11 protein-coding genes are annotated in these 13,154 nt (G+C 69.2%); 5 read left to right on the forward strand and 6 right to left on the reverse strand.

Annotated features, from left to right (window positions below; genetic code table 11):
• Position 1 precedes the first annotated feature (1 nt).
• A complete protein-coding gene (locus ACGFNP_RS19485) occupies positions 2 to 1,351 on the reverse strand; it encodes an ABC transporter substrate-binding protein (protein ID WP_393320229.1) in 1,350 nt (449 codons plus the stop codon).
• 143 nt (positions 1,352 to 1,494) lie between these two features.
• Positions 1,495 to 2,481, reverse strand: coding sequence for a LacI family DNA-binding transcriptional regulator (locus ACGFNP_RS19490; protein ID WP_358316803.1), 987 nt, complete (start codon positions 2,479 to 2,481; stop codon positions 1,495 to 1,497).
• Positions 2,482 to 2,719: 238 nt separating this feature from the next.
• Here ACGFNP_RS19490 and ACGFNP_RS19495 point away from each other — a divergent pair, with 238 nt between their 5' ends.
• Positions 2,720 to 5,983, forward strand: coding sequence for a discoidin domain-containing protein (locus ACGFNP_RS19495; protein ID WP_393320232.1), 3,264 nt, complete (start codon positions 2,720 to 2,722; stop codon positions 5,981 to 5,983).
• On the opposite strand, the gene ACGFNP_RS19500 is transcribed toward ACGFNP_RS19495, so the two are convergent.
• The gene (locus tag ACGFNP_RS19500; RefSeq protein ID WP_358316797.1) at positions 5,980 to 6,852 is read right to left on the reverse strand and encodes a sugar kinase; all 873 of its coding nucleotides are present in this window, start codon (positions 6,850 to 6,852) and stop codon (positions 5,980 to 5,982) included. The two genes, ACGFNP_RS19495 and ACGFNP_RS19500, sit on opposite strands and share 4 nt — an antisense overlap.
• A gap of 192 nt (positions 6,853 to 7,044) precedes the next feature.
• Here ACGFNP_RS19500 and ACGFNP_RS19505 point away from each other — a divergent pair, with 192 nt between their 5' ends.
• Entirely contained in the window at positions 7,045 to 7,782 is a 738-nt protein-coding gene (locus tag ACGFNP_RS19505; RefSeq protein WP_358316794.1) for a hypothetical protein, read from the forward strand.
• Positions 7,783 to 7,916: 134 nt separating this feature from the next.
• On the forward strand, positions 7,917 to 8,621 hold the full coding sequence (locus ACGFNP_RS19510; protein WP_393320236.1) for a maleylpyruvate isomerase family mycothiol-dependent enzyme: 705 nt from the start codon (positions 7,917 to 7,919) through the stop codon (positions 8,619 to 8,621).
• A 38-nt stretch (positions 8,622 to 8,659) separates the two neighbouring features.
• Here ACGFNP_RS19510 and ACGFNP_RS19515 read toward each other — a convergent pair whose 3' ends face one another.
• From ACGFNP_RS19515 to ACGFNP_RS19525, 3 genes are all read right to left on the reverse strand, one after another.
• A complete protein-coding gene (locus ACGFNP_RS19515) occupies positions 8,660 to 8,893 on the reverse strand; it encodes a DUF3040 domain-containing protein (protein ID WP_393320239.1) in 234 nt (77 codons plus the stop codon).
• 85 nt (positions 8,894 to 8,978) lie between these two features.
• Entirely contained in the window at positions 8,979 to 9,224 is a 246-nt protein-coding gene (locus ACGFNP_RS19520) for a type B 50S ribosomal protein L31 (RefSeq protein ID WP_225290234.1), read from the reverse strand.
• Positions 9,225 to 9,252: 28 nt separating this feature from the next.
• On the reverse strand, positions 9,253 to 10,014 hold the full coding sequence (locus ACGFNP_RS19525; protein ID WP_393320243.1) for an SDR family NAD(P)-dependent oxidoreductase: 762 nt from the start codon (positions 10,012 to 10,014) through the stop codon (positions 9,253 to 9,255).
• Positions 10,015 to 10,056: 42 nt separating this feature from the next.
• On the opposite strand from ACGFNP_RS19525, the gene ACGFNP_RS19530 reads away from it, so the two are divergent.
• The gene (locus ACGFNP_RS19530; RefSeq protein ID WP_393320246.1) at positions 10,057 to 11,250 is read left to right on the forward strand and encodes an MFS transporter; all 1,194 of its coding nucleotides are present in this window, start codon (positions 10,057 to 10,059) and stop codon (positions 11,248 to 11,250) included.
• A gap of 4 nt (positions 11,251 to 11,254) precedes the next feature.
• The gene (gene recQ, locus ACGFNP_RS19535; RefSeq protein WP_393320249.1) at positions 11,255 to 13,054 is read left to right on the forward strand and encodes a DNA helicase RecQ; all 1,800 of its coding nucleotides are present in this window, start codon (positions 11,255 to 11,257) and stop codon (positions 13,052 to 13,054) included.
• Positions 13,055 to 13,154: the final 100 nt, after the last annotated feature.

Consider the following 13,154-nt stretch of genomic DNA (forward strand, 5'->3'; position numbering starts at 1 on the left):
GTCAGCCCTTGGTCGCCAGCATCGAGTTGGCCTTGGTCTCGGCGTCGGAGAGCAGGCTGTCGATGTTGGCGTCCTGGCGGCTCAGCACACCCGACATGGCCACGTCGAGGATGGCGTAGAGCTCCTGGGCGTGCACCGGCTCGGCCTTCGGCGGGACCGTGGCCGCGGCGTCCACGTACGGCTGGTAGTTCGCGACCGGCAGCGTGGCGTTCGCCGTGCGGTCCTGCTGGATCGCCTTGCCGGTGGCCGAGTCGCCGAAGACGTCGTTGTCGGGCACGCCGACGGGGTTGCCGAGCGTCTTGCCGCGGGCGAAGTCGAAGCGGCCCTTGCCGGCGGTGTCGAAGCGGAAGTCGATCCACTCCAGTGCCGCCTTGGCCTCGGCGGGCGTGGCCTTCGGGTTGACCATGAACGCCTCGCCGCCGCTCAGCGACGCCTTGGCCTCGGGGAAGCCGGTGATGCCGTAGTCGGCGACGCTGCCCTTGAACTTGTTGACGACGTCGGTGACGACGTCGGGAGCGCCGAGCATCATGCCGACCTTGCCGCTGCCCATCGCCATCATCAGCGACTCCCAGCCGACCAGGAGCTTGTTGCCCATGCTGTTGTCGACCCAGCGCATGTCGTGCAGGTTCTGCAGCACGGCCTTGCCCTCGGGCGAGTTGAACGCGGCCTTCTTGCCGTCGTCGGTCACCATGCTGCCGCCGCGGCCGTAGATGGCCTGGGTGAAGTGCCAGCCGCCGGTGTTGCCGCCGGAGTACTCGCCGTAGCCGACATAGCCGGCGCCGAGTCCGGCGATCTTCTTGGCCGCCTCGCGGACCTCGGCCCACGTCTTGGGCGGGGTGTTGGGGTCGAGCCCGGCCTTGGTGAACAGCGCGCGGTTGTAGACCAGGCCCACGCCGTAGTGCACGTTGGGCACGCCGTACACCTTGCCGTCCTTGGTGACCAGCTCCCTGACGTCGGAGCGCAGGTCGTTCCAGTTCTTGATCTCGCTGGTGTACGGGGTGATGTCGAGCGCCTGGCCCTGGCCGATCACGTCGTTGTAGTTGGTCACGGGCACCACGAAGACGGTCTCCATCTGGCCACCCGCCAGCTTGGGGCCGAACGTCTTGGGGTCGTAGCACGGCTGCTGGTCCGTGCTCTTCACCGTCACGCCGGGGTGCGCCTTCATGAACGTGGCCACGTCGTCGTCCCAAGCCTGCCGCTCCTTGGGCGCGGACTTCGCCGGCTGGCAGGCCACCGTGATCGACACCGGGGCGGCTCCGCCCGCCGTGGACTTGGCGGGCTCGCCCGAACCACAGGCCGTGGCGGACAGGCCGAGAACAGTGACGACTAACAGTCCTGTGGATCTCTGCATGGGCTGACCCTTCTAAATGCGAGGTGCCCACACCATAGGTTCGCCGACCGATGTCCGCAATATTACGACGGCGGATTGCAAGATAACGACTACGTCACAGTGGGTCGCGTTCAGCGACCCACTGCAGGCTGCGGAGTTTGCGCCTACGTCTTCCTCGCCGTAGAAGCGCGTACGACCAGTTCCGGCTCGAACAGCAGCTCGTCGGCGGGGACCACGGCCTTGTCGATCTGGGCGACCAGCAGGTCCACGGCCGCCCGGCCCATCGCGTCTATCGGCTGGCGGACCGTGGTCAGCGGCGGCTCGGTGCAGTTCATCAGCGCCGAGTCGTCGAAGCCGATGACCGACACGTCGGCCGGCACGGACAGCCCCGCGCGCCGGGCCGCCCTGACCGTGCCGAGCGCGAGCAGGTCGCTGGCGCAGATGACGCCGCTCACCCCCCGCTTGACCAGCCGCGCGGCGGCCGCGTGCCCGCCTTCCAGCGAGAACATCGTGTGCTCGACCAGCCCGGGGTCGCCACCACCGGCCAGGAACGACTCCAGCTTGCGCCGCGACGGCATGTGGTCCTTGGGGCCGAGCACCATGCCCACCTGCTCGTGACCGAGCGCCCGCAGGTGGGCCAGGGCCATCTCGGCGGCCACGATGTCGTCGCACGACACCTGCGGGAAGTCGAGGTGGGCGACGGCCGCGTTGACCAGGACCGTGGGCAGCTTGCGCTCGTGCAGCAGCGCGTAGTGGGCGTGCGAGGCGTCGGCCTGCGCGTAGTGGCCCCCGGCGAAGACCACGCCGCTGACCTGCTGCTGGAGCAGCAGATCGACGTAGTCGGCCTCGGAGACGCCGCCGACCGTCCTGGTGCAGAGCACCGAGGTGAAGCCCTGCTGGGCGAGCGCGCCACCGACCACCTCGGCGAACGCGGGGAAGATCGGGTTCTGCAGCTCGGGCAGCACCAGGCCGACCAGCCGGGCCCGGTCGCCGCGGAGCTGGGTGGGGCGCTCGTAGCCGAGGACGTCGAGCGCGGTGAGCACGGCCTCGCGGGTCGCCTCCGACACCCCGGGCTTGCCGTTGAGCACGCGGCTCACGGTCGCCTCGCTCACTCCGACCTTCTTGGCCACCTCTGCGAGTCGTCGTGTCATGCGCAAACTATAAGGCCGACAGCGCAAATACTTGCAACCGCTTACAGGGATCCGACGTCGCCCCCTTGCGGGTGGTTCTCGCGGATATTCAGCGCACTTGACCCGTCTGACCAGCCAGGGAGACGCTCGTGAGCCGTCACTTGTCAGTCAATTGTTTGCGAAATCTCGTCGAAATATTGCTGACATCTGCTCGGCATCTTATGGTTCGCCCAACGTCTTCCTCGAAGGGCCACCCCCCATGAGAGCTGTCCTAGCCGCCCTTGCGTTAGTCATCGGATTCCTGGCCACCCCCGCGTGGGCGGCCGACACCAATCTCGCCGCGGGCAAGACCGCCACCGCCAGCAGCTACACCGACGTCTACCCCGCGCCCAACGTCACCGACGGCAACCAGGCGACCTACTGGGAGTCGGCCAACAACGCCTTCCCGCAGTGGGTACAGGTGGACCTCGGCTCGACCGCCACCGTGAACCAGCTCACGCTCAAGCTCCCCAGCGGCTGGCCCAGCCGTACGCAGACGCTGACCGTACTGGGCAGCGCGAACGGGACGAGCTTCAGCACGATCAAGGACGCCGCCACCTACACCTTCAACCCCACGGCGACGATCGCCGTCAGCGCGTCCGGCACGCGCTATGTCCGGCTCCAGATCACCGCGAACAGCGCCTGGCCGGCCGGCCAGCTCTCCGAGTTCGAGGTGTACGGCCAGGCGGACCCCGGAAATCCAGGTGACGGGACGAACCTGGCGACCGGCAAACCGATCACCGAGTCATCGCACACCCACACCTACGTGGCGGCGAACGCCAACGACGGCAACGTCCGGACGTACTGGGAAGGCGCCGCCTACCCCGGCACGCTGACCGTGCAGCTCGGCGCGAACGCCGACCTGACCTCCATCGTGCTCAAGCTCAACCCCGACCCCGCCTGGGCCACGCGTACGCAGACCATCCAGGTGCTCGGCCGCGAGCAGAGCGCCACCGGCCTGTCCAACCTGGTGACGCAGGCCGTCTACACCTTCAACCCGGCCACCGGGAACTCGGTGACGATCCCGGTGACGGCCAGGGTCGCGGACGTGCAGCTCAAGTTCACCGCCAACTCGGGGGCGCCCGGGGGGCAGGTCGCCGAGTTCCAGATCTTCGGCACCCCGTCGGCCAATCCCGACCTCACGGTCAGCGGGCTGACCGCGTCGCCGGCGGCTCCGATCGAGACCGACGCGGTCACGCTGTCGGCCACCGTGAAGAACTCCGGCACCGCGCCCTCCGCCGCGACCTCCGTCAACTTCTACCTGGGCACCGTCAAGGCGGGCAGCGCCAACGTGGGCGCGCTGGCCGCCGGGGCCTCGGCCACCGTGTCGAGCGGCATAGGCACGCGTGACGCGGGCACCTACCAGGTGAGCGCCAAGGTCGACGAGGACGACAAGGTCACCGAGCTGAACGAGGGCAACAACACGGCCACCGCGTCGCTGACCGTGAAGCCCGTCGACACCGCCGACCTGATCGCCGCGCCCGTGGCCTGGACGCCGGGCAATCCCGCCCAGGGCGACACCGTGACGTTCTCGGTGGGGATCAAGAACCAGGGCACCATCGCCTCCAGCGGCGGCTCCCACGGCATCACCCTGACCATCGCCGACGAGTCCGGCACGGTCGTCAAGACGCTGACCGGCGCCACCAGCGGCGCGATCGCCCCCGGCGCCACCGCCGGACCGGCCGGGCTCGGCACCTGGACCGCCGCCAACGGCAGGTACACGGTCAAGGTGGTGCTGGCCGACGACGCCAACGAACTGCCGGTCAAGCGGGCCAACAACACCAGCACGCACCAGTTGTTCGTGGGGCGCGGCGCGCACATGCCGTACGACACCTATGAGGCGGAGGACGCGGCCATCGGCGGCGGCGCCACCCGGATCGGCCCGAACCGGACCGTCGGCGACCTCGCCGGCGAGGCGTCCGGACGCCGGGCGGTGACGCTGGGCACGAACGGCTCGTACGTCGAGTTCACCACCAGGGCGTCCACCAACACGCTGGTCACCAGGTTCTCCATGCCGGACGCGGCGGGCGGCGGCGGGAACAGCTCGACGCTGAACGTCTACGTCGACGGCACCTTCCTCAAGGCGATCGACCTGACCTCCCGCTACGCCTGGCTCTACGGCGCCGAGGCGGGCCCCGGCAACTCCCCCGGCTCCGGGACCCCGAGGCACATCTACGACGAGGCCAACCTGCTGCTCGGCACCACGGTCCAGGCGGGCCACAAGATCAAGCTGCAGAAGGACGCGGCCAACGGCTCGACGTACACGATCGACTTCGTGGACCTGGAGCAGGTGGCGCAGATCCCCAACCCGGACCCGGCGCACTATGCCGTACCAGCCGGTTTCACCCATCAGGACGTGCAGAACGCGCTCGACAAGGCGCGCCAGGACAGCACGCTCGTCGGCGTCTACCTGCCCGCGGGCGACTACCAGACCGCCAGTAAGTTCCAGGTGTACGGCAAGGCGGTCAAGGTCATCGGGGCAGGGCCATGGTTCACCAGGTTCATCTCACCGTCGGGCCAGGAGAACACCGACACCGGCTTCCGCGCGGACGCCACGGCCAACGGCTCGACGTTCGCGAACTTCGCCTCCTTCGGCAACTACACCTCGCGTAACGACGGCCCCGGCAAGGTGTTCGACCTGGCCGGCGTGGCGAACATGGTGATCGACAACCTCTGGGTAGAGCACCAGATGTGCCTGCTCTGGGGCTCCAACACCGACAACATGACGATCAAGAACTCGCGCATCCGCGACACGTTCGCGGACGGCATCAACATGACCAACGGCAGCACCGGCAACCTGGTCACGAACATCGAGGCCCGCTCGACCGGCGACGACAGCTTCGCCCTGTTCTCCGCCATCGACATCAACAACGGCGAGCAGCGGGACAACGTCTTCGAGAACCTGACGTCGCTGCTCACCTGGCGGGCCGCGGGCGTCGCGGTCTACGGCGGGTACGCCAACACCTTCCGGAACATCTACGTCGCCGACACGCTGGTCTACTCGGGCGTCACGATCAGCTCGCTGGACTTCGGCATCCCGATGCTCGGCTTCGGGGCCAGTCCGCCCACGAGCTTCGAGAACATCTCGCTGGTCAGGACCGGCGGTCACTTCTGGGGCCAGCAGACCTTCCCGGCGATGTGGTTGTTCTCCGCTTCCAAGGTGTTCCAGGGGATCAGGGTCAGCAACCTGGACATCGTCGATCCGACCTACCACGGCATCATGTTCCAGACGAACTACGTGGGCCAGCAGCCGCAGAACCCGATCAAGGACACGATCTTCACGAACGTGTCGATCAGCGGCGCCCAGAAGAGCGGTGACGCCCTCGACGCCAAGTCCGGCTTCGGCCTCTGGGCCAACGAGCTGCCGGAGGACAATCAGGGCCCGGCCGTCGGCTCCGTCACGTTCAACAACCTGAGGTTCAGCAACAACGCCCAGAACATCAAGAACACGACGTCGACCTTTACGATCACGGTAAATCCCTAGATATCCGCCCTGGTGGGCAGGCCCTGCCAGTCGCTCGCGCTGGTCACCGCGGCGGCGCTCAACAGCGTCCCGCGGTGCAGGCGCTCCGGCGGGGTCAGCCCGTCCAGGGCGGCGCTGATGTAACCGGCCACGAACGCGTCGCCCGACCCTGCGGTGTCGACGATCGGCACCTGCAGGGCGGGCGCGTCGTACCGCATGCGGTCCGCCCGCACGCTCGCACCCTTGACGCCGCGGTTCACCACGACCTCGCGCTCGGGCGTGAGCGCGGGCTTGACCAGGTCGAGCTCGTCCTGGCTGAGAAAGAGCAGGTGGGAGGCGCAGGCCAGCTCGCCCAGCACCTCCTCGGCCTCGCGCACCGACGGCCAGAGCTCGGGTACGTACTCGACGGCGAAGGAGATGACCAGCTCGGCGGTCTTGGCCGCGCTCACCGCCGTGCGGACCGCCTCCAGGGCGTTCCGGCCGAGCCCCGCCGTCAGGCCGGTGACGTGCAGCATCTTCGAGGACCCGATCCGGTCGATGGGCACGTTGCCCGGCGTCAGGCTCGTACCGGCCGATCCGCTGCGGTAGTGCGTGAGGCGCTGCTCGCGGCCCACGCGGGACTCCCTGAGCAGCAGCCCGGTGTGCGCGCCCTCGATGACCCGGACGTCGGCCGCGTCGACGCCCTCGCCCTTCAGCACGGTGAGGACCCTGGCGCCCAGCTCGTCGTTGCCGACCTTGCCCAGGTAGGCAGCCCGGTGTCCGAGCCGGGACAGGGCGATGGCGAGGTTGAACTCCGGGCCGGTGACGTCCAACCGGGCTTCGGTCTCATGACGTACCCGGCCACTGGACACGACCCCCAGCGCCTCGCCGAGCGTGTAGACGTCGGTCATGCCGCAGACTGTAGCCGGTCATGGGATCACAAATCGGATTTTTCGGTAACGGTCCTGGTCAGGCCCGTGATCAAATATTTTCTGTAACTTTAACGAACATTGTCCCCATCTTGTGCATCAAAGTAGTAGAGGAGGTTGGCGATCCCGAGCCGGCCTCAGCGAAAACGGGGAATGAGAGGAATCAGCACCCTCATGAAGAACATCGCTGTAGGAATCGTCTCAGCCCTTGTGGGCGGGACGCTCCTGATTTCAGGCGCCGGTGCCGCGTCGGCCACGACGAAGGCTCCGACCGTCGACATCAGGGACATCTCACCGAACCCGGTCGTGGTCAAGGCCGGTAGCGAGACGGAGGCCTTCTTCAAGGTCGACGCCAGCTCGGACGTCGAGAAGGTCCAGCTCAGTGTGGAGCCGGTCGACCCGCGCTACCGCACCCTGCGGGCCAAGGACGTCAACAAGGTCGAGAGCTGGCGCTTCTCCGTCCCGTTCAACGAGAACGACCAGGACGGCAAGTGGAAGGCCACCGCCCAGGCCTACGACAAGGACGGCAAGGTCGTCGACACCGACACCGCGTTCTTCGCCGTAGAGATCCAGAAGGGCAAGGCGCAGACGCGCATCTCGCGCTTCAGCGCCGACCCGTCGAAGGTCCGCAAGGGCAGGATCATCGAGTTCTCCGGTCGTCTCCAGGTCAACGACGACGACCGCTGGAAGGGCGTCCGCGGCGAGCGGGTCAGCATCTTCTACAAGGCCAACGGCTCCAGCGGCTGGAAGTGGGTCGCCTCCGACCGTACCGGCTGGAACGGCCGGTTCGAGGCCGACACCCGTGCGTACAAGAGCGGCCTGTTCAAGGCCGTGTACGCGGGTGACGACGAGCTCGAGGCCGCGACGAGCGGCAACGACTACGTGCGGGTCGTCCCGCGCTGGTACCGCTAGTCACAACCGCTAGTCACATCTGAGGCAGCGGCCCGGTCCCCGTACGGGGGGCCGGGCCGCTGTTTTGTCCTGAGCCCGACAGCCCTTCGCCGCGCCGTCCGCGCAAGACGCGAGCCGAGGGGTAGCGTCGAAGTATGGCTGAGGACCTGCTAAAAGAGTTCGATCCGTTCGACGTCTTCGATGCCGAGGCGGCCCGGCTTGACCGTTTCTTCGCCGGGCTGGACGACGCCGGATGGGCGCGGCCGTCGCGCTGCGAGGGGTGGTCGGTCCGCGACGTCCTGGGCCATCTGGCGGGCGAGGAGCTCTACAACCACGCCTGTCTCGACGGCAACGTGCAGGACCTGCTGGCCCGCCTCGCCAGGGAAGGAGTCGAGGGCTTCCACGACTTCAACGAGTGGTGTGTACGCCAGCGCCGGAACATGCCCGTGGAGCAGGTGCTCCAGGAGTGGCGGACCGAGAACGCCGACACCCGGCGCCGCATGCGGGAGCTCGGGCGGGACGCGTCGCTCGACACCATGGCCGGCCCGTACCCGGTGGGGATGCAGGCCTTCCACTACGACTCCGAGTACGCCACGCACGCCGACGACGTCGGCGCCCCGGTGCCGAAGGAGGAGGCCGACGCCCGGACGCTCTGGCGGGTGGCGGTGGGCCGGTTCGCCCTGTCGGAGCAGGGGGCCCAGGTCCAGGTGGAGCAGACGGCCGAGCAGATCCGGGTGAACACGGCCGGGTTGACCACGACGCTGTCGTTCCCGGTGTTCGTCGAGGCGACGGTGGGGCGTCTGACGCCCGACGACGATGTCGACCCGCGGGTCGCCTCGGCTCTGAGGTGCCTGGCCTGAGCTCAGGCGGCTCGGTCAGCTCAGGCGGCTCGGTCAGCTCAGGCGGTGATGACCGCCAGCAGGAGCAACAGCACGACGACCACGCCGAGCAGGACGATCAGCCAGATGTGCGCCGTGGCCCACGACTGCATCCGCTCGCGGTAGTATCCCGCGTCGGATCCTGTCTCGATCTTGTTGATTGCGGCTACACGCCGCGCCAGGTCGGGGTCCTCCAGCTCAAGTGCCTGCTCGATTTCCCCGAGGATGCGGCGTTCCCTTCCAGATAGACTCATTGTGACCACCATCACTCCGCGCCGGTGAAAGCCATGTACCCGGAAGTAACCGGCACATACCGCTTCCACCGGGCGGAAGTGGCGATCAGACCTTGCCGTAGCGCTGCTTGAAGCGCTCCACGCGACCGGCGGTGTCGAGGACCCGCCCGCGGCCGGTGTAGAAGGGGTGACTCGCCGAGGAGACGTCGACGTCGACGACCGGGTAGGTGTGGCCGTCCGCCCACTCGACGGTCCTGTCACTCGTCAGGGTCGAGCGGGTGAGGAAGGCGAACCCGACGCTCGGGTCGCGGAAGACGACGGGCTGGTACGAGGGGTGCAGGTTCTTTCTCATGCCCCCTGCAACCGTACGACAATGGTTTTCATTCCCTGGATTCGGGGTCGAGTCCGAGTGCCGCCCGGCCGCCGTCCACGGGGACGGTCGCGCCCGTGACGAAGGCGGCGCCGTCCGAGAGGAGATAGACCACCGCGGCGGCCACCTCGTCCGCTCCCGCGACCCTGCCGAGAGGGTGCAACCTGGCCATCTCCGCCTCGATTCCCGCCGCCACCTCGGCCGGCTGGGCGGCCAGGAACTCGGCGTACCGCTCCGTCGCCACCGAGCCAGGGGCGACCGCGTTGACCCGGATGCCGCGCCTGCCGTATTCGACGGCCAATGCCCTGGTCAGGCCCTCGATGGCGGCCTTCGCGGTGGAGTACGGCAGGCTGCCGGGCACCGCCCTGCGCGCCTGGTGAGAGGTGATGTTGACGATGGCGCCGGGCGTACCGGCCTTGAAGAAACGCCGTACGGCGGTGGCGCAGCCGACGACGGCGAGATCCAGGTTGGCGGCGATCAGGGCGCGGATCTCGGCGGTCGTGGCGGTGTGCACGGACGCGTCCCTGAAGACGGCGGCGTTGTTCACCCAGCCGGACAGCCCGCCCTCGGCCTGCGCGAGGTCGGCGGCGTGCTCGGTGACGCTCTCGTCCGCCGCGTCGCCGACGACCGGGACGACCCGGGGGCCCGCCCAGTCCAGCGCCGCGGCGTCGCGTTCGACGGCGACGACGGTGCCCCCGTCCTTGAGGAGCCGCTCCACCACGGCCCGGCCGATACCCCTGCCTCCACCGGTGACGACGTAGGTGGGAGTCATGTCACAGTGTCCATAGTGGGATGAAGGGGAACGAAACCATTCGTGATCGCCTCGCCTGCTCGCCTGATCGGTGCACTGGCGATCACGCAGACCGCCGGATACGGCATCCTTTACTACGCTTTCTCCGTCTTCATCACCCCGATGGCCCGCGATATGCACGCGGGGGTCGCCGAACTCACCGGTGCGATAACGCTGGCCGTACTCGTCTCGGCGGTCGTGGCGCCGCCCATCGGCCGCTGGCTCGACCGGCATGGCGGGCGCGGCCTGATGACGGTGGGCTCGGCGCTCGGCGCGGCGGCCGTGCTCGCCTGGTCGCAGGTGCACACTTTGGTCCAGCTCTACCTGGTGTGCGCGGTGCTCGGCGTCGCCTCCGCGATGGTGCTGTACGAGGCCGCGTTCGCGGTCATCGTCGCCCGGTTCGACGCGGCGCGGCGGGCGCGGGCCCTGCTCGCCGTGACCGTCGTCGCCGGCTTCGCCTCCAGCATCTTCCTGCCCCTGACGGGCTTCCTCGTCGATCGGTACGGGTGGCGGCAGGCGCTGGTCATCCTGGCCGCCGGATACGCCGTGACGGCCGTTCCCCTGCACTTCCTGGCCGTGCGGAGCCGTCCCTTCTCCGCGGAAACGGACCGGAGTGTCGTCGGGGCGGCGTTGCGGGAACGGCCGTTCTGGCTGCTGGCGGCGGCGTTCCTGACGCAGACGGGCGCCGTGGCGGTCATGGGCGTGCTGCTCGTGACGTACCTGATCACGCTCGGCCACTCCCCCATCTTCGCGGCGACCGTGGCGGGGCTGCTCGGCGTGCTGTCGGTGACCGGCCGGCTGGTGACCACCGGCCTGCAGGGGCGGTGGCCGGTGGCGCTGATCACCGCGGCCGTGTTCGCGCTGCAGGGCGCGGCCGCGCTGCTGCTGCCGGTGGCCGGGCGGAGCGTGGCGGGCGCGATCTGCGCCGTGGTGCTGTTCGGGCTGGGGTTCGGGGTGAGCACCATCGCCCGTCCCGCGCTGCTCGCGGACCGGTACGGCACCGCCGCCTACGCGACGCTGAGCGGGGCACTGGCCCTGCCGATCACCGTGGCCAAGGCCGTCGCGCCCCTGCTCGCGGCCGGTGTGGCGCAGCTGGCCGGATACCCCTCGGTGATGATCGCGGTGGCGGCGGCCTGCGGGCTCGGCGCCCTGTCCCTGGTGGCCTACGATCGCCGTGGGCGAACAGAGCGAGCGACCTCCGGCGAACACGTAAGGTAGCCGCATGGATACCCCCACCGAGGCTCTCCACCGCGTGTTCGGCTACGACTCGTTCCGGGCCGGGCAGCAGGAGATCATCGATCACGTCGTCGAGGGCGGCGACGCGCTGGTGCTCATGCCGACCGGCGGCGGCAAGTCTCTGTGCTACCAGATCCCCGCGCTGGTCCGTCCGGGCGTCGGGGTGGTCGTCTCGCCGCTGATCGCGCTGATGCAGGACCAGGTCGACGCGCTGACCGCGCTCGGCGTGCGCGCGGGGTTCCTCAACTCCACCCAGGACTTCGACGAACGACAACGGGTCGAGGCCGCCTTCCTGGCGGGCGAGCTCGACCTGCTCTACCTCGCGCCGGAGCGGCTGCGGGTCGAGACAACGCTGCGGCTGCTGGCCAAGGGCGAGATCTCGCTGTTCGCCATCGACGAGGCGCACTGCGTGTCGCAGTGGGGGCACGACTTCCGCCCCGACTACCTGGCGCTGTCCGAGCTGCACGAGCGCTGGCCGGAGGTGCCGCGCATCGCGCTGACCGCGACCGCCACCCCGGCCACCCATGCCGAGATCGCCTCCCGGCTGCGGCTGGAGAAGGCCCGGCACTTCGTGGCCAGCTTCGACCGGCCCAACATCCACTACCGCATCACCACCAAGAACGAGCCGAAGCGCCAGCTCCTCGACTTCCTGCGCGCGGAGCACCCGGGCGAGGCGGGCATCGTCTACTGCCTGTCGCGCTCCTCGGTCGAGAAGATCGCGGCCTTCCTCGTCGACAACGGCATCGCCGCCGTGCCCTACCACGCGGGCCTCGACAACCGCACCCGCGCCGCGCACCAGGCGCGCTTCCTGCGCGAGGACGGGCTGATCGTGGTGGCGACGATCGCGTTCGGCATGGGCATCGACAAACCCGACGTACGCTTCGTCGCCCACCTCGACCTGCCGAAGTCCGTCGAGGGCTACTACCAGGAGACCGGCCGAGCCGGGCGCGACGGGCTGCCCGCGACCGCCTGGATGGCCTACGGCCTGCACGACGTGGTCCAGCACCGGCGCCTGGCCATGGAGGGCGACGACGCCCACCGCCGCCGCCAGGTGCTCCACCTCGACGCGATGCTGGCGCTGTGCGAGACGGTCGAGTGCCGCCGGGTGATGCTGCTCGACTACTTCGGGCAGCAGGACTCCAAGCCGTGCGGCAACTGCGACACCTGCCAGGCGCCGCCCGAGTCGTGGGACGGCACGGTCCCGGCCCAGAAGGTCCTGTCCACGGTGCTGCGGCTGCGCCGCGAGCGGGGGCAGAAGTTCGGCGTCGGGCAGATCGCCGACATCCTGCTCGGCAAGAAGACGGCCAAGGTGCTGCAGCACGGCCACGACTCGCTGAGCGTGTTCGGGGTGGGCGCCGACCTCGGCAACACCGAATGGCACGGGGTGGTGCGCCAGTTGCTGGCCCAGGGGCTGCTGGCCGTCGAGTCCGACTACGGCGCGCTGGTCCTCACCGACGCCAGCGCCGACGTGCTGCGGGGGCAGCGCGAGGTACGCCTGCGCCGCGACGCCCCGCGGGTCGCCCGGGCGAAGACCGCCGCCAAGGACCGTCCCGTGGTGGAGCTGCCGACGGCGGCCGAGCCCGTCTTCGAACGGCTGCGGGCGTGGCGGGCGGCTACGGCCAAGGAGCAGGGGGTCCCCGCTTACGTGATCTTCCACGATGCGACGCTGCGGGAGATCGCGACGCTGTCGCCGTCCACGCTGGCCGAGCTCGGGACGGTCAGCGGGGTGGGCGAGAACAAACTGGCCAAGTACGGCGACCAGGTCCTGGAGACGCTCGCGTCCTGAGGTGGGGTGTTAGTGGGGGCGACGGCCGCACGAAGATCGGCCGTCGCCACCACGTTGCTCGCCCTGGGCTCGGCGTTGGGGTTCACCACCGCGCCGACAG

The sequence above is a fragment of the Nonomuraea sp. NPDC049269 genome (genome assembly GCF_043197155.1).
Lineage (GTDB): Bacteria > Actinomycetota > Actinomycetes > Streptosporangiales > Streptosporangiaceae > Nonomuraea.